At 70.3% G+C, this 20,891-nt stretch carries 15 protein-coding genes and 2 tRNA genes; 14 read left to right on the forward strand and 3 right to left on the reverse strand.

The annotated features are described in order from the left end of the window. Positions 1 to 21: 21 nt before the first annotated feature. On the reverse strand, positions 22 to 1,083 hold the full coding sequence (rlmN, locus tag INF26_RS00280) for a 23S rRNA (adenine(2503)-C(2))-methyltransferase RlmN (RefSeq protein ID WP_193528769.1): 1,062 nt from the start codon (positions 1,081 to 1,083) through the stop codon (positions 22 to 24). 97 nt (positions 1,084 to 1,180) lie between these two features. On the opposite strand from rlmN, the gene INF26_RS00285 reads away from it, so the two are divergent. Together INF26_RS00285 and INF26_RS00290 are read left to right on the forward strand one after the other, a co-directional pair. Then, complete coding sequence (locus INF26_RS00285) at positions 1,181 to 2,152, forward strand: D-alanine--D-alanine ligase family protein (protein WP_193528770.1); 972 nt, start codon at positions 1,181 to 1,183, stop codon at positions 2,150 to 2,152. 3 nt (positions 2,153 to 2,155) lie between these two features. Further along, positions 2,156 to 5,101 (forward strand): helicase C-terminal domain-containing protein, encoded by a 2,946-nt coding sequence (locus tag INF26_RS00290; RefSeq protein WP_193528771.1) that lies wholly within the window; start codon positions 2,156 to 2,158, stop codon positions 5,099 to 5,101. A 33-nt stretch (positions 5,102 to 5,134) separates the two neighbouring features. Here INF26_RS00290 and INF26_RS00295 read toward each other — a convergent pair whose 3' ends face one another. Continuing rightward, positions 5,135 to 6,058 (reverse strand): WYL domain-containing protein, encoded by a 924-nt coding sequence (locus INF26_RS00295; RefSeq protein ID WP_193528772.1) that lies wholly within the window; start codon positions 6,056 to 6,058, stop codon positions 5,135 to 5,137. Next, positions 6,048 to 7,016, reverse strand: coding sequence for a helix-turn-helix transcriptional regulator (locus tag INF26_RS00300; protein ID WP_193528773.1), 969 nt, complete (start codon positions 7,014 to 7,016; stop codon positions 6,048 to 6,050). The genes INF26_RS00295 and INF26_RS00300 overlap by 11 nt, the downstream gene beginning before the upstream one ends. Before the next feature lie 142 nt (positions 7,017 to 7,158). On the opposite strand from INF26_RS00300, the gene INF26_RS00305 reads away from it, so the two are divergent. The 12 genes from INF26_RS00305 (at position 7,159) to INF26_RS00360 (ending at position 20,886) form a co-directional block, all read left to right on the forward strand. Beyond that, on the forward strand, positions 7,159 to 9,255 hold the full coding sequence (locus INF26_RS00305; protein WP_193528774.1) for a hypothetical protein: 2,097 nt from the start codon (positions 7,159 to 7,161) through the stop codon (positions 9,253 to 9,255). A gap of 468 nt (positions 9,256 to 9,723) precedes the next feature. Then, positions 9,724 to 9,798 (forward strand) — tRNA-Gly (locus tag INF26_RS00310). A 72-nt stretch (positions 9,799 to 9,870) separates the two neighbouring features. Further along, positions 9,871 to 11,151: an aminopeptidase gene (locus INF26_RS00315; protein WP_193528775.1), complete on the forward strand. Its 1,281-nt coding sequence runs from the start codon at positions 9,871 to 9,873 to the stop codon at positions 11,149 to 11,151. A gap of 14 nt (positions 11,152 to 11,165) precedes the next feature. After that, positions 11,166 to 11,241: transfer RNA gene (locus INF26_RS00320), tRNA-Lys, on the forward strand. Between the two features lie 663 nt (positions 11,242 to 11,904). After that, on the forward strand, positions 11,905 to 13,134 hold the full coding sequence (locus INF26_RS00325) for an argininosuccinate synthase (RefSeq protein ID WP_193528776.1): 1,230 nt from the start codon (positions 11,905 to 11,907) through the stop codon (positions 13,132 to 13,134). Between the two features lie 97 nt (positions 13,135 to 13,231). After that, positions 13,232 to 14,623: an argininosuccinate lyase gene (gene argH, locus INF26_RS00330; protein ID WP_193528777.1), complete on the forward strand. Its 1,392-nt coding sequence runs from the start codon at positions 13,232 to 13,234 to the stop codon at positions 14,621 to 14,623. Positions 14,624 to 14,664: 41 nt separating this feature from the next. Further along, positions 14,665 to 16,011, forward strand: coding sequence for an adenylosuccinate lyase (gene purB, locus INF26_RS00335; protein WP_193528778.1), 1,347 nt, complete (start codon positions 14,665 to 14,667; stop codon positions 16,009 to 16,011). 101 nt (positions 16,012 to 16,112) lie between these two features. After that, positions 16,113 to 16,376 carry a TIGR03905 family TSCPD domain-containing protein gene (locus INF26_RS00340; protein WP_193528779.1) on the forward strand — a complete coding sequence of 88 codons (264 nt, stop codon included), beginning with the start codon at positions 16,113 to 16,115 and terminating at the stop codon, positions 16,374 to 16,376. 2 nt (positions 16,377 to 16,378) lie between these two features. After that, complete coding sequence (locus INF26_RS00345) at positions 16,379 to 17,590, forward strand: twin-arginine translocation signal domain-containing protein (RefSeq protein ID WP_193528780.1); 1,212 nt, start codon at positions 16,379 to 16,381, stop codon at positions 17,588 to 17,590. A gap of 89 nt (positions 17,591 to 17,679) precedes the next feature. Beyond that, complete coding sequence (locus INF26_RS00350) at positions 17,680 to 18,390, forward strand: response regulator transcription factor (protein WP_193528781.1); 711 nt, start codon at positions 17,680 to 17,682, stop codon at positions 18,388 to 18,390. 15 nt (positions 18,391 to 18,405) lie between these two features. Further along, the gene (locus INF26_RS00355) at positions 18,406 to 19,929 is read left to right on the forward strand and encodes a sensor histidine kinase (protein ID WP_193528782.1); all 1,524 of its coding nucleotides are present in this window, start codon (positions 18,406 to 18,408) and stop codon (positions 19,927 to 19,929) included. Positions 19,930 to 20,001: 72 nt separating this feature from the next. After that, entirely contained in the window at positions 20,002 to 20,886 is an 885-nt protein-coding gene (locus tag INF26_RS00360) for a phosphoribosylaminoimidazolesuccinocarboxamide synthase (RefSeq protein WP_193528783.1), read from the forward strand. Positions 20,887 to 20,891: the final 5 nt, after the last annotated feature.

Genomic DNA, 20,891 nt, shown 5'->3' on the forward strand with positions numbered 1-20,891 from the left:
TCGCCAGGGATGTCGCAGGGGCTACCTGCCGCGCTCGACGCGCTGTTTGAGCTGGCCGCACGCGGCGTCGATGTCGGCCCCGCGGGAGTTCCTCACCGTGGCCTCCACGCCGACCGACGCGAGACGCCGCACAAAGTCCTCGGCTCGGGCGGGCGTGCTCGGGCGCAGCTTGGACCCCTCGACCTCGTTCAGCTGGATGAGGTTCACGTGGGCGAGCGTCCCCTCGCAGAAGTCGCAGAGCGCCTGGAGCTCGGCATCGGTGTCGTTCACGCCGCCGATGAGCGCGTACTCGTAGGTCGGGCGCCGCCCGGTCTTGTCGACGTACTCGCCCATGGCGTTGTAGAGGTTCACGAGCGAGTACTTGCGGACGCCGGGCATGAGGGCGTTTCTCGTCTTCTGGACGGCGGAGTGCAGGGAGACGGCGAGCGTGAACTGCTCGGGCTCGTTCGCGAAGCGCATGATCTGGGGAATCACGCCGCAGGTGGAGACCGTGAGATGGCGCGCGCCGATGCCGGCGCCCTCGGGGGAGTTCAGACGCCTCAGGGCCGCCAGCGTGGCGTCGTAGTTCATGAAGGGCTCGCCCTGGCCCATGAGGACCACGCTCGTGACGCGCTCGCCGAAGTCGTCGCGCACGTGCATGACCTGCTCGTAGATCTCGGCGTCGGTGAGCGAGCGCGTGAGGCCCGCGCCGCCCGTCGCGCAGAAGGCGCAGCCCATGGCGCAGCCCGCCTGCGTGGAGGCGCAGACGGCGAGGCGGCTGCCGCTCGGCATGCCCACGCACTCGACGCACACGCCGTCGGAGAGGCGAAGCAGGTACTTTCGGCTGCCGTCCGACGAGGCCTGGCGCGCGACCTCCTCGACGGCGCCCAGGGTGAGCCGCTCGGCGAGCTGCTCGCGCAGAGCCTTGGGGAGGTTGGTCATCTCGTCCCACGAGCGGGCGTTCTTGGACCACACCCACTCCTCGACCTGCTTGGCGCGGAAGCCCGGCTGGCCGAGCCCGGCGAGGAGCTCCGTGAGCTCGCCGCGCGTGAGGGAGTGGACGTCTCTTCTCGCGTCCTTCTCGGTGTCTGCGTTGGTGCCCATCTCTGCCCCTGTCCTCTGCGACGCGTCCGTTGGAGTATCCTCTTCGGGTGAACACTCAGAGAGTCTAGCGCATGCGCGCCGGGGCGAAGGGACACCGATGGACAGAGAGCAGCTGTTGGGCAAGCGCGTCGTGGTCATTGGCGGCGGTTGGTCGGACGAGCGGGAGATCTCGCTGAGCTCGGCCACGGAGTGCCAGGCGGCCCTCCGCGAGGCCGGCTTCCAGAGCGTCGACCTGCTCGACCTCGCCGCGCACGACTTCGTGGCGCGGCTCGTCGCGGGGTCCTACGACGTCGCGTTCGTGGCGCTGCACGGCGTCTACGGAGAGGACGGCTGCGTTCAGGGGCTCCTGGAGGTCCTGCACATCCCGTACACCTTCTCCGGCGTCGCCGCCTCTGCCGTCGCCTCGGAGAAGCAGCTTGCCAAGGCGGTGTTCCAGGACGCCGGCATCCCCGTCCCCGAGGGCGTCGACCTGCCCGGTGACGAGCCGCTGAGCGAGAAGGCCGCCGACGCGCTCGTCGAGCGCCTGGGGCTGCCGCTCTTCGTGAAGCCCGCCGCCAACGGGTCGAGCTACGGCATCACCCGCGTCACCGAGCGCGGCCAGCTCGCCGACGCCGCGCGGCTCGCCGCGGGCGCCGGCGGCCGCGTGCTGGTGGAGAGCTGCGTCGAGGGCACGGAGATCACCGTGCCCGTCCTCGGCAACGGCGAGGAGGCCCACGCCCTCCCCATCGTCGAGATCGTGACGGGCTCGGAGTTCTACGACCTCAAGGTCAAGTACGAGCCCTCCGCGATGCACCACGTCATCCCCGCGCGTCTGGAGCCCGGCGTCTACAAGCGTTCCCAGGAGCTCGCCGTCCGCGCGCACCGCGCGCTGGGCTGCCGCGGCTGCTCGCGCAGCGACTTCATCGTCCGCGCGGACGGCACACCCGTGATCCTGGAGACCAACACCATCCCCGGCATGACGGCCGAGAGCCTGCTGCCGGACTCCGCCCGCCACGGCGGCATCGAGTTCCCCGAGCTCTGCACGCGCTTCGTCGAGTACGCGCTCGAGGGCGCCGAGAGGCGCGGCTAGCGCATGGCGGAGGGCAGCGCCGCCACGGTGGGCGAGCTCCTCCTGCCCGGCACGCCCGCCGACGTGCGAGATCGCTACCTGAGCCTCGCCGAACGGGCCCGGGGGCTCGACTTCGGGCCGCTCGAGGAGGACGTGGTGGTGCTCGACACGGAGACCACGGGCCTCTCGTTCAAGGACTGCGAGCTCATCGAGATCTCCGCCGCGCGCCTCTGCGGGCGCGAGGTGGTCGGCCGCTTCCAGACCTTCGTCGACCCGGGTATGCCCATCCCCAAGGAGATCGAGCGGCTCACGGGCATACGCAGCGTGGACGTCGCCGGGGCGCCGGACGCCCGGGAGGCAGTCGCCGCGCTCGCGGACTTCGTCGCCGGCAGCCCCGTGCTCGCGCACAACGCGATCTTCGACCGCACGTTCGTCGAAGCGGTCCCGGGCGGTGCCCGGGTGAGCGACACCTGGATCGACACCCTCGCGCTCTCGCGCATCGCACTGCCGCGGCTGTCGTCGCACCGCCTCGCCGACATGGCCGAGGCCTTCGGGTGCGCCTCCGTGACGCACCGTGCCGAGGACGACGTCGACGCGCTCTGCGGCATGTGGCGCATCCTGCTGACCGCCCTCTCGGACCTGCCTGCCGGTCTTCTCGCCCGCCTGGCGTCGATGCACCCCGAGGTGGACTGGCCGTTCCGACCGGTGCTCTCGTACCTCTCCGGGATCGGCGCGGCTGAGGTCGACCCCGAGCCCTTCTCGCTGCGCGCGCACCGCGGCGACCTCGTGCGGGGCCTGGGGCGGGACGCGCGGGCGGACGCGGCCCAGCTCGACCGGCTGGAGGCGCCCACGGCGGACGAGGTCGCGGCCGAGTTCGGCCGCGGGGGCGTGGTCTCGCGCATGTACGAGCACGCCGAGCACCGGCCCGAGCAGGCGGCGATGGCGGCCGAGGTCACCGAGGCGCTCGCGACGTCGACCCACCGCGCCATAGAGGCGGGGACCGGCGTGGGCAAGTCCGTGGCGTACCTGCTGCCCGAGGTCCTGTTCGCGCAGCGCAACCACGTGAGCGTGGGCGTGGCGACCAAGACGAACGCCCTGACCGACCAGCTCGTGAGCCATGAGCTGCCGGCCCTCGCCGCGGCGCTGCCCGGGGGCCTCACGTTCACGAGCCTGAAGGGCTACGACCACTATCCCTGCCTGCGGCGGCTCGACCGCGCGACGACCGAGGAGCTCCCGCTCGGGGCGGTCCCGCACGACGGCCGCTCCGACAACGCCGTGGGCTGCGACATGCTCACGGCCATAGCCGTGACCTACGCGTTCGCCTGCCAGTCGCCGGAGGGCGACCTCGACGCCCTGGGCATCCGCTGGCGCTACGTCCCGCGCGAGATGCTCACCACCACCTCGAGCGAGTGCCAGCGCGGGCGCTGCCCGTACTACCCCGGGACCTGCATGCTTCACGGCGCCCGCCGGCGCGCCTCGTGCTCCGACGTGGTCGTGACGAACCACTCCCTGCTCCTGCGCGACGTGGAGGCCGAGGGGCGCATCCTGCCCCCGATCCGCCACTGGGTGGTCGACGAGGCCCACGCCTTCGAGGCCGAGGCGCGCCGCCAGTGGGCGGTCGAGGTGTCCGGGAGCGAGGCCAAGGCCGTGTTCGAGGCGATCGGCGGCACGCGCTCCGGGGCCCTGCACGCCGCCCTGACGCAGGCGATGCCACTCGAGGGCTCGACGCTGATGGTGGGGCTGCTCACCAAGGCGGCCGCCTCGGTGGCGCGCTCGTCGGTTGCCGTCGCCGACCTGTTCGAGGCCGTGCACGCCCTCGCGGGCGAGGCGCGCGGCGACGGGGGCTACGACACGCTGACGCTCTGGATCGACGCGCAGGTGCGCGAGGGGGCCGGGTGGGCCGCCGTGCGGGACGCCGCGTCGGTGGCGACCGACGCGCTGGACGAGTCCGTGCGCGCCCTCGTCGACGCGGAGGCGGCGCTGGAGCCGCAGGCCCCGCAGGCGGCGGGCGACCTTGCCGAGAGGACCCGCTACCTGCGCGACCTTCTCGCCGGCATACGCCTCGTCTGCGACGGCACCGACGAGAGCTACGTCTACTCCGCGCAGCTCTCCAAGTCCCGCAAGCGAATCGCCTCCGAGCGGCTGGTGGCCGAGAAGCTCGACGTGGGAGCGGAGATCGCGCGGCGCTGGCTGCCCGAGACGCAGAGCGTGGTCTTCACGTCGGCGACGATCGCCGTCGGGGACGACTTCTCGCACTTCGACCGCGCCGTGGGCCTCGCCGAGCTGCCGGAGGGGTCGCATCGCGACGTGCGCCTGGACTCGAGCTTCGACTACGACGCGCACATGTCCGTGGTGGTGGCGCGCGACCTGCCCGCGCCGAGCGAGCGGGGCTACCTCGAGGCCCTGGAGGACCTGCTCTTCGACGTGCACGTGGCTATGGGGGGCTCGGTGCTCACGCTGTTCACCAACAGGCGCGAGATGGAGCGCGTCTACGAGGGCCTGCGCGATCGGCTCGCCGCCGAGGGGCTGGAGCTCGCCTGCCAGGAGCGCGGGTCCTCGCCGCGGCGGCTGCGCACGCGCTTCATGGCCGAGAAGACCCTCTCGCTCATGGCGCTCCGCTCGTTCTGGGAGGGCTTCGACGCGGCGGGGGACACCCTGCGCTGCGTGGTGATCCCCAAGCTTCCTTTTGCGAGCCCCACTGAGCCGCTCGTCCGCGAGCGCGACCTGCGCGAGGAGCGCGCGTGGTGGCGCTACTCGCTGCCCGAGGCCGTAATCTCGGTGAAGCAGGCCGCCGGCCGCCTGATCCGCAGCGCGTCGGACACCGGCGTGCTGGTGCTGGCGGACTCCCGCGTGGCCACCAAGCGCTACGGGAGCCTCTTCGTGAGGTCGCTGCCGTCGGGCAACGTCTCGCAGCTCGAGTCCGGCAACGTCGGGCGCTACCTGAGGATGTGGCGCGCGAGCCACGAGTAGCGGAGCGACGCGCGGCGAGAAGGACGGGCGCCGCTAGGAGAGCTGCTCGCGCGCGTACCTCTCGACCTGGGCCTCGAGCGATGGGTCGTCGCAGCGCGCGGTGCCGCCGCAGGCCGCCAGCATCCTCACGAGCCACTCCCCGCCGTAGTAGGGCGTCTCTGCGACCACGGGCCGCGCGCCCGGGGCGCTCGTCACCCGAAGGTCGTGCCAGGGCAGCAGGGTGAGGTAGCGGGGCTCCGAGAACGAGAGCGTGACCGTGCGCGGCTCTTCGGGCGGTGCCGCGGCGGGCGGCTCGACGCGCTCGGAGAGTTCCGCCTCCGCCATCCGATCGACGCGGAAGGTCCTCGCGTCGTCGCGGTCGAGGTCGAAGGCGTCGAGGTACCAGGCCCCGTCCTCGCTTCGAAGGCCGGTCACGAGCACGCGCCGCCGCTCGGCCTGCGTATCAGCGGCCTTTCGGTACGAGAAGCGCAGGGCCCTTCTCGCCGCGCGCGCCCGGGCACAGGCCTCGAGGGCGTCGGCGACGCCGTCCCCTCCGCCCTCGCCGGCCATGAGGCGCCGCACCAGGCCCTCGTCCACGGGCTCGGCGGAGAGCGACGACTCGAGCCGAGCACGGAGCGGGTCGTCCTCCGGGACGCCCAGGCGCTCGAGCGCGGCCGCGAGGGCGAGCGTCTCGTCGCGGGTGAGGCGCAGGCGCCTGCCGCGCACCCCGCCGGAGTCGACGAGGGTGAGCGCTCCCCCCTCGTCGGCGAGGGGCAGGCCCGTCCCGCCCACGAGCGTCGAGGAGAGGACGAGCCCCACGAGCTTCTCGGCGTGCTCCGCGTCCGTGCCCAGCCGCTCGGCGACCGCGTCCGCGCTCAGGGCGTCGCCGGCCTCCGAGAGGCTGGCGACGAGCGCGACGAGCTCGCGCGCCTCGTCGAGCGCGCCGGGGCGGCCGGCGCCCTCACGTCTAGCTGCCATCGCGCATCGCCCCCTCCAGGACGCGTCTCCACGCGCCCACGAGCTCCTCGGGCCCGACCGGGCGGACCCCCATGGCCACGGCCCAGCTCGCCGCGGCCTCAACGTCGCTTCCCGGGACGAGAAGGACCAGGTCTGAGCCGCGCCGCTCAAGACGACCCTGGCGGTCGACCGCGCGACGTACGTCCTCCTCGCGCCCGGCCTCGACGCGGAAGACGGCCTCGAAGGTCGTCGGCCCCAGCTGGAAGGGGAGGCGCCGCCAGTCGTCGACGGAGAAGTCGGTGGGCAGCTCGAAGGAGGCGCCGGGCTCCTCACGCACGCGTCGGAACCGGTCGACGCGGTAGGTGCGGACGTGGTCCGCCACCTCGTTGCCGCTCTCGTCGAGAAGACCCGCCACGAGGTAGAGGACGCCGCGGAGGCCGAAGAAGGCATAGGGGGCGATGAGGCGCTCCGACTCGTGCCCGCTCGCGTCCACGTAGGTGACGCGGGCGGCACGGCGCCCCGTCAGGCAGCCGCGCAGGGTCGCGACCTCCCGCCGCGCGCCCGCCCCCACCGCGTCGCCGACCGCCAGGGTCTCCGCGAAGGCGCGCGCGACCTTGGCCAACGCCAGGCGCAGCTCCCGCGCAGGCGGGAAGGAGGGGTCCTGCGCGAGGGGGCGGCAGGCGAGCTCGAGCGCGGCGGCGCCCGCCGGCGCGAGCTCGGCGCCCTGGGCGAACGAGCGCTCGACGTCCGCCTCCCAGAGGGCCTCGCCGCCGCCCTGCCGCCGCTCGACGAGCGAGACCCCGCAGGCCTCGAGCATGGCGCGGTCGCGCGAGAAGGCCTTGCGGAAGGCGTCCTCCCGCAGGTCGGGGTAGTGGGCGCGGGCGATCGCCGAGGTGGGGAGCGGCGAGCGTGCGTTCATGAAGTCGAGTGCGAGCGAGCAGATCCTTCTCGCCCGCTCGTCGTCGTGCGTGAGCCTCACGAAACCTCCTGCCCGTCAGACGTTCCCGTTCATTGAGCCTTTGTTGTCTTTCCTGCGTAACGCGAGGACAAGACGTATACTCTTTTGATTGTATGCAGGCCTCGCGGCGATGTTCGCGGAACTTGTCAGAAGGATGCTTCGCATGGCCATGACGCACGACTATCTTGACTTCCTGAACAGCAGGATCGACATCTCCCCCGCAAACAGCCAGGAGGAGCTCCAGGCGGCCGAGGTCATCTCCGACCTCATGGCCCAGCACGACGTCGAGGTGAGCACGGAGGAGTTCGACGAGCCCGTGGTCTCCGGCCTCACGCCGGCGATTCTCGCCATCGCGTCGCTCGTCGGCATCGTGCTCGTGGGGGTGGGCGTCCTCCCGCTCACGCTGATCGGGTTCCTTCTTGCCGTCGCCCCGGCGGCCGTCTCCGTCGCCCGCCTCTTCGGGCACCGCTTCTCGATCTCCTTCGGCCCGCGCGCCCAGAGCCAGAACGTCGTGGCCGTCCACCGCGCCACGGGCCCGCTCGTGACCAAGGGGAGCAGGACCATCGTCGTGGTGGCCCACTACGACTCCCCGCACGAGAACCCCCTCTACACGTCCCCCGTCGCCCCGTACCTCACGCTCGCGAGCCGCCTCACGGTCCCGTGCGCGCTGGGCGTGGCGGCCTGCGCCTTCATCCAGATCCTCGGCTTCCTGCCGGGCGCGTTCCGCGTCCTCTTCTGGGTCGTGGGCATCCTCGCGGCGGTCCCCGCGGCCGTGCTCGCGGTGGGCTCGATCGCGGAGCGCATGGCCCCCTGTACCGAGGGCGCCAACGACAACAAGTCCGGCGTGGCCGCCCTTCTCGGCATCCTCGAGAACGTGCGCCCGAGCGGCGCCGAGCCCCGTGCGCGCGAGGTCGCGAAGCCCGAGCAGCCGGAGGCCGACGAGAACGGGGCGCCGTCCGAGGAGGCCGGTGCCGTCGAAACGGACGCCGCCGCGCCCGTCGTCGCCCCTGCCGCCGACGAGCCCGTGCTGGGTACCCGCCACGGCGAGGAGGTGCTCCGCTCGCTCGGCATCCTTCCCGAGAGCTGCGAGATCGAGTACGTCGTCCCCGCCGCGCCGGAGCCCGCCGCCACGATGGCGTTCGACGTCGCCGCCGACGCGGAGACCACGCGCGAGGACCTGATGTCGACCGGCCGCTTCTCGGTCATGGACGAGGGCGGTGAGGGCGTCGGCCCCAAGGACGACGCCGGCCTCTCCGAGCTGGTCGAGGACTTCGACCCCGACGCCACGCGTCCCTCCGCGCCCGTCGAGCGCCCCGACGCCCCGAGCGACCCCGAGTGGGGCAAGACCAGCTATCGCCCGCAGCTCTCGAGCGTCGCCCGCCGCGCCTCGCTCTTCGACCTCCCCGACCCGTCCGAGAACGAGGCCGACCCCTTCGCCACCGACCCCCAGGCCACGCGCGTCCAGGCCCCGGGAGGGGCCGTGCACGGCGCGGCTGCCGAGCCGGCCGAGGCTCCCGCCCCCGCCGTTCCCGTCGACACGATCACGCCCGAGGACGTCGCCCGTGCGGGCGAGAAACCCAAGCGCGGCCTCCGCTCCCTCCTCGGCAGGTTCCGCGGCAGGCCGTCCTCCGACGCCGACGCCGAGCCGGATGGCGACGCCCCCGAGGACGACGGCACCTGGCGCGGCGGCGCCGCCCCGCGCGCCGGCCTGCGCCTCGTCGAGGACGACGAGTCCGTCGCCGACGAGCAGCCCGCCGAGGACGAGCCGAGCGAGGAGGAGCTGCGCGACGCCGTCCTCACCCTCGGCGACGACGCGCTCCTCGCGCACGACATCTGGTTCGTCGCCCTGGGCGGCTCCTCCCTCGGCAACGCCGGCATGCGCGCGTTCCTCGCGCGCCATCGCTCCGACATCAGGGGCTGCTTCGTGGTCAACCTCTCCTGCGTGGGCGCCGGCCACCTCACCGCCCTCAAGACCGAGGGCCTCGAGGAGACCCGCCGTGCCGACCGCAGGATGGTCCGCCTCCTCTCCGGCGTCGCCTCCGACCTCCACGTGGAGCTCGCCCAGGAGCCCCACGACTGGGAGGACACGGACGCCACGCCCGCCATGCGCTCGTCGCTGCGCTCCGTGACGCTCATGGGCCTCGGCCCCAACGGCCTGCCCGCGCTCTCGCGCACCGCGGACGACGTCGAGGACAACGTCAACGGCGACAAGGCCGCCCAGGTCGCGGCGCTCGTCACGGAGATGATCCGCCGCTCGTAGCGCCCCTAGGCGACGGCCGCGCGCCAGGGCCGTCGCGCTCGTCCGGCGTGTCCCACGGCGGGGTTGCTCCGACCGCGGGGCAGGTCGCCTCCCCTCGGAGAGGAGCGCGGGGACCCCGTTCTTCTCGCCGTGCGCGCCGTCGCGCCGAGTGCTCTCTCTGACATCGGGCCTCCTGTCCTCTCGGGGATGGGAGGCCTCACGTTACGCGGCGCGGCTTCCCCCACTGTGACGCTCGCTTGCCGCCCGCTGCCACGAAGCTGCCCCGGCGCCCCGTGCGAGCGCGTCGCCGCCGGCAGGGGGCTCGGTCAGAAATCGACGCCGGGTCACCCGCCCGACGTCGGGACCGTCCGCCGCCACGGACTCTCCACGTCACCTCGCCGCCCGCCGCGTGTGCTTTCGGCGCGCCTTGCCCGCCGGCGTCGCGGCAGGGTATACTTCTCCATGCGCCGGAGCGTCTGGCGTGTGATCGCGGGCATCGCCAAGTGGTAAGGCATCAGCTTCCCAAGCTGACATTCGCGGGTTCGAGTCCCGTTGCCCGCTCCAGAACAGCCGGGGCCCCACGCCGGGGCCCTTTTTTGTTGCCGCCGCCCGCCCGCGGGCCGAGGAAGGAAGACCATGGCAGACATCCCCATGACCGACGAGGAGTGCCGCATCGCCACGGAGCGGCTCTCCGAGCAGCTCGACCTTTACGCCGCCCTGCTCGTCCGCAAGGGCGTGGCCCTGCAGCGCGGCCAGGAGCTTGTGCTCGAGGCGCCCGTCGAGCGCGCCGACTTCGCCCGTCGCGTGGTGCGCGCCGCGTACCGCAACGGCGCCTCGCACGTGACCGTGATCTGGGCGGACGACGAGGTCACGCGCCTGACCTACGAGAACTGCCCGCTCGAGGCCTTCGAGCACACCCCGTCCTGGAAGGTCGAGCAGCTCAACTCGCTCGCCGAGGCCGGTGCGGCGTTCTTGTTCCTGGAGGGCCAGGACCCCTCCATCCTGCGCGGCATCGACCCCGCCAAGCCGGCGGCCGCGTCGCGCGCCCGCAACACCGAGTGCCGCTCGTTCCGTGACGGAATGGACTTCGGCCGCAACGCCTGGTGCATTGCCGGCGTGCCGGTCCAGGCGTGGGCGAGCGAGGTGTTCCCCGAGCTCTCCCCGGCCGAGGCGCTCTACCGTCTGTGGCTCCTCATTCTCGAGGTCTCCCGCGCGGACGGCGAGGACCCGGAGAGCGCCTGGGAGACGCACAACGCCTCCTTCGAGAAGACCAAGCGCTTCCTCAACGAGCACCGCTTCGACGCTCTGCGCTACGAGGCCTCCAACGGCACCGATCTCACCGTCGGCCTGACCGAGGGCCACGTCTGGGACGGCGGCGCGGGTCGCACGCAGGACGGCGTGACCTTCTTCCCCAACATCCCCACCGAGGAGGTCTTCACCTCCCCGGACCGCCTGCGCGCCGACGGCGTGGTGCGCTCGGCGCTGCCGCTCGTCCACACCGGCCAGGTCGTGCGCGACTTTTGGCTGCGCTTCGAGGGCGGCGAGGTGGTGGACTTCGGCGCCGAGCAGGGGCGCGAGGTCCTGCGTCACATCATCGAGACGGACGAGGGGTCGCGCCGCCTCGGCGAGTGCGCGCTCGTCTCCAAGAACACGCCCATCCGTCAGAGCGACACCCTCTTCTACGACACCCTCTACGACGAGAACGCGAGCTGCCACCTGGCGCTGGGCATGGGATTTCCCGAGTGCGTCGCCGGCGGCGTGAAGATGGACAAGGAGACGCTGCTCGCGCACGGCGTCAACCAGAGCGCGGCGCACGTCGACTTCATGATCGGCACCGACGACATGACCATCACCGGCATCTGCGCCGACGGCACCGAGGTCCCCGTGTTCGTGAACGGGCAGTGGGCCTGGGAGTAGTAAAATCGACCCGCGCGCCCTTAGCTCAGCTGGCAGAGCAGGGGACTTTTAATCCCAAGGTCCAGGGTTCGAACCCCTGAGGGCGCACCATCGCACGGCCCGGGCCGGACGTCCTTCTCGACGCCCGGCCCTCTTTTGTGTCGCCCGTCCCCGGCCCGTCGAGGGTTTGGGTTCACGATTGCCGGCGGGCCGAGCAGACCGCCCGAGAAACCGCAGGTAGATGCATGGTTCAAAAGAACATGCGGCTGATTGTCCGAAAAATCGAACCCAAACCCGAAAACGGTTTGGGTTCAGAAAACACCCCCTCGCGACGGCATAAAAACTCGCACGACACAACTAGCTGCGAAAATAGAGGATTCAACAGACTTTTCGCCTGATTCTCGAACCCAAACCCTCCGAAGGGGGCTTGAGCAAGCCAGAGACACGTCGAATCCGCGCCAATGTTTCAAGACGAAGTCGCTTCTCGCCGCCCTCACGCCCAGGACCTACACTCAGCACGTCAGACAGCCGCGGGCCAATAGCCCGCGCCCGCTCAACTACTGAGGAGGCCAACGTTGAAGAACGTTTCCAGCGCACCCGTGTGTGCCGCCCTCCTCGCATCCCGACGCCAGAACCGACGAATCACGCCCTAGATGTCGCGCGTCGCTCAAGCATGCCGGTTCTTATCGCCAGCCAGCCCAGCGCCCCGCGACGTCGGGGCTTTTTCGTAGGCAGCACACCCAGCAGGTAACCCACCCACAGAAAGGGAGCATCATGGCAGAGAAGGAAAAGGTCGTCCTCGCGTACTCCGGCGGACTGGACACGTCCGTCATCGTCAAGTGGCTGCAGGTCGAGAAGAACCTCGACGTCATCGCCATCTGCGGCAACGTGGGCCAGGACGAGAAGGACCTCTCCTGGATCAAGCAGAAGGCGCTGGACATGGGCGCCATCGCCTCCGAGGCCATCGACATGCGCGCCGAGTACGCCGAGAAGATCCTCTCCAAGGCGCTCTGGGCCAACGGCAAGTACGAGGGCGTCTACCCGCTGCTCTCCGCGCTGTCCCGCCCGCTGATCTCCAAGCACCTCGTGGATATCGCGCACCAGTACGGCGCCAAGTACATCGCCCACGGCTGCACGGGCAAGGGCAACGACCAGGTCCGCTTTGAGACCTGCATCCGCGCGCTCGATCCCGAGCTGGAGATCATCGCGCCCGTGCGCGTGTGGGACCTCACCACGCGTGACTCCGAGATGGAGTGGGCCGAGGCCAACGGCGTGCCCGTGCCCACCACCAAGAAGAAGCCCTACTCCATCGACGACAACCTCTGGGGTCGCGCGATCGAGTGCGGCGTGCTCGAGGACACCTGGAACAAGCCGCCCGCGGACATCTGGACGATGACCAACAACCTCGAGGACTGCCCCGCCGAGCCGGAGGAGGTCGTGATCTCCTTCGAGGAGGGCATCCCCACCGCGCTCAACGGCGAGAAGATGGACCTGCTCTCCCTCATCATCAAGGCCAACGAGATCGCCGGCCGCAACGGCTACGGCCGCATCGACATGATCGAGGACCGCGTCGTGGGCATCAAGAGCCGCGAGTGCTACGAGTGCCCGGCGGCGCTGCTGCTCATCCAGGCGCACCAGACCCTCGAGCAGCTCTGCCTCGACGCCGAGACCCTCAAGCAGAAGGCCAAGATGGACGTCGAGTGGGCCTCGACCGTGTACCGCGGCCTGTGGTTCAGCCAGAACCGCATGGCCATCGACGCCTACAACGCCTACACGCAGAAGTTCGTCACCGGTGACGTCCGCATCATCCTGTGCAAGGGCGGCCTGTTCGTCGACGGCGTGCGTAGCCCCTACAGCCTCTACGACTACAACCTCGCGACCTACGACGAGGGCGACTCCTTCGACCACACCGCGGCGCGCGGCTTCATCGAGCTCCACGGCCTGCAGTCCAAGACCTGGTCCAAGGTCCAGGGCCCCGGCTCCGGCCTCCAGCCCGTCCACTAGGCGCTCGGTACGTTTCACGAGAAACGGCCGGCTGGGAGGGCTCCCGGCCGGCCGTCTTGCTAAGCTAGTCACCAAGCAACCCGAGGAAGGAGCCATGATGGCGCTGTGGGGTGGCAGGTTCGAGAAGGGCGTGGACCAGTTCACGCAGGAGTTCGGCGCGAGCCTCGAGGTCGACAAGAACATGGCGGCCCACGACATCGCCGGCAGCCGCGCGCATGCGCGCATGCTCGCCGAGCAGGGCATCATCTCTGCCGAGGACCAGGCCGCGATCGACGCGGGCCTCGCCGACATCGCCGCGCAGATCGACGCCGACACCTTCGCCTGGGACGTCAACGACGAGGACGTCCACATGGCGGTGGAGGGCGCGCTCACCCGCGCGATCGGCGCCGCCGGCGGGCGCCTGCACACCGGGCGCTCCCGCAACGACCAGGTCGCCACCGACATCCGCCTGCTCGCCAAGGACCTCTGCGAGGAGCTCATGGCCGGAAACGTCGAGCTGCGCCGCGTCCTTCTCGACGTGGCCGAGAAGAACCTCGACGTCGTGATGCCCGGCTACACGCACCTCCAGCACGCGCAGCCGGTACTGCTCTCCCACCACCTGCTCGCGTACTTCTGGATGTTCACGCGCGACTTCACGCGCCTCGCCGCCGCGCGCGACGCCGCGGACGCCAACCCGCTCGGGGCCGCCGCACTCGCCGGCACCACCTACCCGCTGAACCGCGAGCGCACCACGGAGCTCCTGGGCTTCTCGCGCACGATCCCCAACTCGCTCGACGCCGTCTCCGACCGCGACTACCTGCTCGACCTCGAGTATGCCTGCGCCGTGGGCATGATGCACCTCTCGCGCCTGTGCGAGGAGATCGTGCTGTGGAGCTCCACGGAGTTTGGCTTCATCACGCTCTCGGACGAATACTCCACCGGCTCCTCGATCATGCCGCAGAAGAAGAACCCCGACTTCGCCGAGCTCACGCGCGGCAAGACCGGCCGCGTCTACGGCGACCTGATGGCGCTGCTCACCACCATGAAGTCGCTGCCGCTGGCCTACAACAAGGACCTCCAGGAGTGCAAGGAGGGCCCGCTCGACGCAGCGCGCACGCTCTCCGACTGCATGGAGATCGCCGCGGGCATGGTGGAGACCTGGACCGTCAACGCCGACGTCATGCTCGCGCAGGCGGGCACGGGCTTCTCGGCCGCCACGGACGTGGCCGACTACCTGGCCAAGAAGGGCATGCCGTTCCGCGAGGCGCACCGCGTGGTGGGCGAGCTCGTGCTCTACTGCGAGAAGCACGGCAAGGGCCTCGAGGACCTCACGCCCGAGGAGTTCGCCTCGGCGAGCCCGCTCTTCGAGGCGGACATCGCGCGGGACCTGGACCCCGCCGGCATCGCCAACGCGCGCGTGACCTACGGCGGCACCGGCCACGACGCTGTTGTCGTGCAGATGGGCGAGGCGCGCGCCGCGCTCGAGAAGGACGAGGGCGCCCTGCGGTAGAATCGAGGGGTCAGCCGCGCAAGACGCCGAGGAGGCCCCGCATGATCGACCGCTACACCCGTCCCGAGATGGGCCACATCTTCTCCCTGGAGAACAAGTACCGCATCTGGCAGGAGATCGAGGTGCTGGCCTGCGAGGCGCACGCCGAGATGGGCAAGGTCGGCATCACGCGCGAGGAGGCCGCCTGGATCCGCGAGCACGCGGACTTCAACAAGGACGAGGTCGACGCCATCGAGGCCGTGACCAACCACGACGTCATCGCCTTCCTCACCAACATGGGCGAGTACATCGACCGCGACGTCCCCGAGGGCGAGCCCAAGCCGTCGCGCTGGGTCCACTTTGGCATGACGTCCTCCGACCTCGGCGACACCGCCCTCTGCTACCAGCTCGTCCAGGCCACCGACATCCTCATCGAGGACTGCAGGAAGCTCGGCGAGATCTGCAAGCGTCGCGCCTTCGAGGAGCGCGACACCCTCTGCGTGGGCCGCACCCACGGCATCCACGCCGAGCCCATGACCTTCGGCATGAAGTTCGGCAGCTGGGCCTGGGAGCTCAAGCGCGACTACGACCGCCTCAAGGACGCCCGCGCCAACGTGGCCTTCGGCGCCATCTCCGGCGCGGTGGGCACCTACTCCTCCATCGACCCGTTCGTCGAGGAGTACGTCTGCGAGCACCTGGGTCTGGTTCACGACCCGCTGTCCACGCAGGTCATCTCCCGTGACCACCACGCCTACCTCGCCGGCGTCCTGGCCACCACCGCCGCCACCTGCGAGCGCATCGCCACGGAGATCCGCAACCTCCAGAAGACCGACACCCTCGAGGCCGAGGAGCCGTTCCGCAAGGGCCAGAAGGGCAGCTCGGCCATGCCGCACAAGCGCAACCCCATCACGGTGGAGAAGGTCTGCGGCCTCTCCCGCGTGGTGAAGGCCAACGCCCAGGTGGCCTTCGACAACGTGGCGCTCTGGCACGAGCGCGACATCAGCCACAGCTCCGCCGAGCGCGTGGCGCAGGCCGACAGCTTCATCGCCCTTGACCACATGTTCCAGTGCCTCACGCGCATCGTGGACGGCCTCATCCTCTACCCGGCGCAGATGCTCGCCAACCTCAACAAGACGCGAGGCCTGATCTTCTCGTCCAAGGTCCTTCTCGCCCTCGTGGAGACGGGCATCACCCGCGAGGAGGCCTACGCCATCGTGCAGGAGAACGCCATGGCCACGTGGCGCGAGGTCCAGCAGTGCGCTGGCGGCACCACGTTCCGCGAGAAGCTCGAGGCCGATGCGCGCTGCACCGTCCCGGCCGCGGAGCTGGACGAGATCTTCGACCCGCGCGCCTTCCTCACGCGCGCCGGCGTGGTCTTCGACCGCCTGGAGCAGCTGAGCTTCGACTAACCGCGCACCGTGCAAAAGGGACAGTCACTTTTGCACATCGGCGACAGGCATCAGAGAGCGTGCAAAAGTGACTGTCCCTTTTGCACGGGAGGAGAAGAACGATGCACTTCGACTACACCCCGCGCGGCGTCTGCTCGCGCGCCATCCACATCGACCTTTCCGACGACGGCACGACCATCGAGCAGGTCTCCTTCGAGGGCGGCTGCAACGGCAACCTCAAGGCCGTGAGCAAGCTCGTGGCCGGCCACACCGTCGACGAGATCACGGGCATCCTCGCGGGCAACACCTGCGGGCCTCGCCCCACCTCCTGCGCCGACCAGCTCGCGCGTGCCCTCACCGAGGCCGCCGCGCAGGCCACCGCCTAGCCATGCGCCTGCCACGCCCCAAGCCCACGAGGCGCTCGTTCCTCAAGGCCGCCGCAGCCGGCTCCGCCGTCGCCGTGGTGGCCGCGGGGGCGCTCTCGGGCTGCTCGCACACGGGGGACGAGGTCAACTCCGACCCCGTGGTCGTCGACGAGGACTCCGCCGAGGACATCCTCGAGTCGTTCGAGTCTGTCGACGCCGAGCTCGTGGAGGAGGCGTCCTGGAGACTGCCGCTCTCCAACGTGCTGCACCCCGCGGAGGGCACCTGGATCCCCGTGACCACGGCCGGGGCCTCCGCCACGCCCATGGTGGTCGCCTCGGCGCTCTCGCTCGCCTCGGGCGCGCTCAGCGAGGTCGTCTCCGAGCCGGTCGGCCATGACACCACGACCGTCATCTACGACGTCCGCTGCTCCGACTACCTCTACGCCTGGACCGAGCTGGACCTCCAGACCCGCGCGTGGACGCTCTACGCCGCGCCCTTCTCGGGAGGCGCGCTCACCTCGTCGCCCACCGCGCTCTGGGAGGGGGACGCCGACTTCGACCCCGCGCCCTTCGCCGTGACCGGCCGCTCGGTCATCTGGCAGGTGCAGCCCTCGACCAGCGGGTCGAGAACCGCGGAGAGCTCGTTCTGCTACCTCTGGCACGAGGGAGGCGCCGAGGCGCAGCCCGTCGTCGAGTCCCCGGGCCGGTTCGCCACCGCGCCCACCGTCTCGGGCGACGCCGTCGTTCTCACGCCGCGCGTCCGCGCCGACGAGGGCGTGTTCTACGGGGTGACGGCCTACTCCCTCTCGGACGACCTGGAGACCCGCCTCGACCAGCTCGTCATGCCCCAGAACGTGCGACCGTTCCGCGCCACCCGCGTGGGCGAGCGGTTTCTCGTCTCGGTTGAGGCGAGCTACAGCACGGGCGGCCTCCTCGGCCAGATGGGCACCTACATCGGTACGGCCGACGGCGGCTTCTTCCGCCTCAACCGCGAGCCGTCGGAGGGGGGCTGCGGCAAGGGCGACGTGGTCGTGATCAAGGGGACGTCCTCGTACTTCGTTATCGACCTGGCCAAACGGCAGTACTCGGTGCTCTCCGCCTCGGACCGCTCCGTCGACTACGGCGAGTTCCCCGCCCGCGCCGGCGAGTGCGACACGTTCGTGACCTACGCGACCGTCAAGGACGCGGACACGGGCTACCCCGCTTCCGTCGCCGTCCGCACCTTCCGCCTGTAAGGTCGCAACGTTTCTCCCCGCGTGGGGTACACTAATGACACCTACGAGCCCGATTTGGTAACTCGAGAGCAGACCAGGGAGGCCCCACGATGGCTTCGGACGAGAAGAAAATCCTGTTGGTCGAGGACGAGAAGGCGATCCGCGACGCCGTCGCCGCCTACCTCGAGCGCGAGAACTACATCGTGCGCGGCGTCGGTGACGGGCAGAGCGCGGTCGAGGAGTTCGAGAAGCACACCTTCGATCTCGTCATCCTCGACCTGATGCTCCCCAAGCTTTCCGGCGAGCGCGTGTGCCGCGCCATCCGCGAGACCTCCAACGTGCCCATCATCATGCTCACCGCCAAGGGCGAGGTTGAGGACCGCATCATCGGCCTGGAGCTCGGCGCCGACGACTACCTGATCAAGCCCTTCTCGCCGCGCGAGCTCGTGGCCCGCGTCCGCGCGCTGCTGCGTCGCGCCCACACCGAGGCCGAGCCCGCGCTCGAGACGCTGGACTTCGGCGACCTCGTGATCGACATCTCCGGCCACAAGGTGCTCGTGGAGGGCAAGGAGGTCGACCTCACCGCCTCCGAGTTCAAGCTGCTCACCACCCTCGCGCGCTATCCGGGCCGCGTCTACACCCGCATGGAGCTGGTGGAGAAGGTCCTCGGCTACGACTTCGAGGGCTACGAGCGCACGATCGACTCCCACGTGAAGAACCTCCGCGCCAAGCTCGGCGACGACCCGCGCAACCCGCGCTGGCTCTATACCGTGCACGGGGTGGGCTACCGCTTCGAGGCGCCCGAGAAGTCCGCCGAGTAGGCCGGGCCACGCGCCATGTCGGCACGCTTCGTCACCGGCGAGCGGGCCCGTCACGAGGACTCGCCCTCGCCAGCCTCGTCGTCGGCCTCCTGGAACACCATAAAGCCGCGTCCCAAGCGGGGCCGTCCCTTCGCGACGCGCCTCACCTTCGCCTTCGCGCTCACCGCCATCATGACGGCGGCCGTGCTCGCGATCGTCCTCGCCGTCGTGTGGGAGGGCCAGTTCATGGCCTACACGCGGCAGAACATGCAGGCCGTGGCGGACTCGACGGCCGGCGTCATCTCAGACGCGTACGCGCGCACGGGCGAGCTGGACGAGGAGGTCGCCTCCGTCGCCGGCTCCGCGTCCGCCATCTCGTCGGAGATCGTGGTCCAGGTCGTCACCGTCGACGGGGACGTTCTCTACGACGACACGTGGGCGGCCTCGACCACCCATGCCATAGACGGGCGCGTCGCCCCGCAGACCCCCGCGACGGCGCCCGCGTCCGAGGGCGCGATGGTGAGCGCGGACATCACCTCCCCGTCGGGCGACGTCGTGGGCTACGTGCGCCTCTGGGCGCTCGGCTCGGAGGCCCTGCTCACCAAGGCGGACACGGCGTTTCGCGCCAACTCCTACGGCGCCATCGCCACCGCCGCCGCCATCGCGGCCATTCTCGCCTGCGTGATCGGCTACTTCGTCTCGCGCTCCGTCGCCCACCCCATCCAGCGCATCACCTCCACCGCCAAGCAGATCAGGAACGGCGACCTCACCGCGCGCTCCGGCGTGACGGGCACCGACGAGGTCGGCCAGCTCGGCGAGACGTTCGACGACATGGCGGGCACGATCGAGCGCGACCTCAAGCTCGAGCACCGCCTCACCGGCGACGTCGCCCACGAGCTGCGCACGCCGCTCATGGCGATGCAGGCCACCGTCGAGGCGATGCAGGACGGCGTGCTCCCCGCCGACGACGAGCATCTCGAGGTCGTGGCCGGCGAGGTCCGGCGCCTCTCGCGGCTGATCGACGCGATGCTCAAGCTCTCGCGGCTGGAGAACGGCACGACGGAGCTCAAGGTGGAGCGCACCGACCTGGTCTACCTCGTGAAGAGCCTCGTCTCCTCCCAGCACCAGCTCTTCCACGAGCGCGGCCTCCACCTGCGCTTCGTTGACGAGACGCCCCATCACGAGCTCTACGCCGACGTCGACCCCGACCTCCTGCGAGAGGCCATCGTGAACCTCATGAGCAACGCCCTGCGCTACACCAACGCCGACGGCTGGGTGAAGGTCTCGCTGCGCCAGGACCGCTCCGACTTCCTCGTGGGCGTCCAGGACACGGGCATCGGCATCGCCAAGGAGGACATACCGCAGACCTTCGCGCGCTTCTGGCGCTCCGACGTCAGCCGCGAGCGCGTCTCCGGCGGCCTCGGCGTGGGCCTTGCGATCACCAAGGAGATCGTGGACCGGCACAACGGCACGATCCTCGTCGAGTCCGAGCTCGGCCGCGGCACCACCTTCACGCTGCGCATCCCCCTGCGTGGCCAGCGCAAGCAGCAGGACCGGTAGCCGCGCGAGGATGTCGCCCTCCGGTGACGTATACTAGGAGATTGAGTGAAACGCCTAGGAAAGGTGGCCGAAATGGCTGAGATGGAGCTCCGTCCGGACTCGCACGGCAAGGTGCGCGACATCTACGACTGCGGCGACAGCCTGCTCATGGTCGCGTCGGACCGCATCAGCGCCTACGACTTCATCCTCCCCGACGAGATCCCGCACAAGGGCGAGATCCTCACGCGCATCTCCGCGTTCTGGTTCGAGCGCTTCGCCGACCTCATCCCCAACCACATGATCTCCTGCGACGTGGCCGACCTGCCCGAGGAGTTCAAGCCCTACGCCGACTACCTCGCCGGCCGCTCCATGCTGGTCAAGAAGGCCCAGACCGTGCCCATCGAGTGCATCGTCCGCGGTTACCTCACCGGCTCCGGCAAGAAGACCTACGACGAGGACGGCACCGTCTGCGGCATCAAGCTGCCCGACGGCCTGACCGAGGCCTCCAAGCTCCCCGAGCCGATCTTCACCCCGTCAACCAAGGCCGAGCTCGGCGACCACGACGAGAACATCTCCTTCGAGCGCTGCTGCGAGATCGTGGGCGAGGACGTGGCGGCACAGCTGCGCGACGCGTCCCTCTCGATCTACAAGGCCGCGGCCGACTACGCCGCCGAGCAGGGCATCATCATCGCCGACACCAAGTTCGAGTTCGGCTTCATCGACGGCAGGCTCACGCTGATCGACGAGTGCCTCACGCCCGACTCCAGCCGCTTCTGGCCGGCCGACTCCTACGAGGAGGGCAAGGTCCAGCCGAGCTACGACAAGCAGTACGTCCGCGACTGGCTGCGCGCCAACTGGGACATGACCGGCGAGCCGCCGCGCATCCCGGCCGAGGTCATCGAGGGCACCTCCAAGCGCTATCAGGAGGCCTATCAGATCATCACCGGCAGCGCCTTCGTGCCTGCCCGCACCAAGTAAGGAGC

The organism is Thermophilibacter gallinarum (genome assembly GCF_014982725.1).
Taxonomy (GTDB): Bacteria; Actinomycetota; Coriobacteriia; order Coriobacteriales; family Atopobiaceae; genus Thermophilibacter; species Thermophilibacter gallinarum.

Excerpts from the sequence above, each read along its gene's own strand:
- INF26_RS00295 (WP_193528772.1), bottom strand. The coding sequence starts at position 6,058 with ATGGCAGCTAGACGTGAGGGCGCCGGCCGCCCCGGCGCGCTCGACGAG.
- INF26_RS00360 (WP_193528783.1), top strand. The coding sequence starts at position 20,002 with ATGGCTGAGATGGAGCTCCGTCCGGACTCGCACGGCAAGGTGCGCGAC.
- purB (WP_193528778.1), top strand. The coding sequence starts at position 14,665 with ATGATCGACCGCTACACCCGTCCCGAGATGGGCCACATCTTCTCCCTG.
- INF26_RS00345 (WP_193528780.1), top strand. The coding sequence starts at position 16,379 with ATGCGCCTGCCACGCCCCAAGCCCACGAGGCGCTCGTTCCTCAAGGCC.
- INF26_RS00350 (WP_193528781.1), top strand. The coding sequence starts at position 17,680 with ATGGCTTCGGACGAGAAGAAAATCCTGTTGGTCGAGGACGAGAAGGCG.
- INF26_RS00290 (WP_193528771.1), top strand. The coding sequence starts at position 2,156 with ATGGCGGAGGGCAGCGCCGCCACGGTGGGCGAGCTCCTCCTGCCCGGC.
- argH (WP_193528777.1), top strand. The coding sequence starts at position 13,232 with ATGGCGCTGTGGGGTGGCAGGTTCGAGAAGGGCGTGGACCAGTTCACG.
- INF26_RS00315 (WP_193528775.1), top strand. The coding sequence starts at position 9,871 with ATGGCAGACATCCCCATGACCGACGAGGAGTGCCGCATCGCCACGGAG.
- INF26_RS00305 (WP_193528774.1), top strand. The coding sequence starts at position 7,159 with ATGGCCATGACGCACGACTATCTTGACTTCCTGAACAGCAGGATCGAC.
- INF26_RS00340 (WP_193528779.1), top strand. The coding sequence starts at position 16,113 with ATGCACTTCGACTACACCCCGCGCGGCGTCTGCTCGCGCGCCATCCAC.
- INF26_RS00285 (WP_193528770.1), top strand. The coding sequence starts at position 1,181 with ATGGACAGAGAGCAGCTGTTGGGCAAGCGCGTCGTGGTCATTGGCGGC.
- rlmN (WP_193528769.1), bottom strand. The coding sequence starts at position 1,083 with ATGGGCACCAACGCAGACACCGAGAAGGACGCGAGAAGAGACGTCCAC.
- INF26_RS00355 (WP_193528782.1), top strand. The coding sequence starts at position 18,406 with ATGTCGGCACGCTTCGTCACCGGCGAGCGGGCCCGTCACGAGGACTCG.
- INF26_RS00325 (WP_193528776.1), top strand. The coding sequence starts at position 11,905 with ATGGCAGAGAAGGAAAAGGTCGTCCTCGCGTACTCCGGCGGACTGGAC.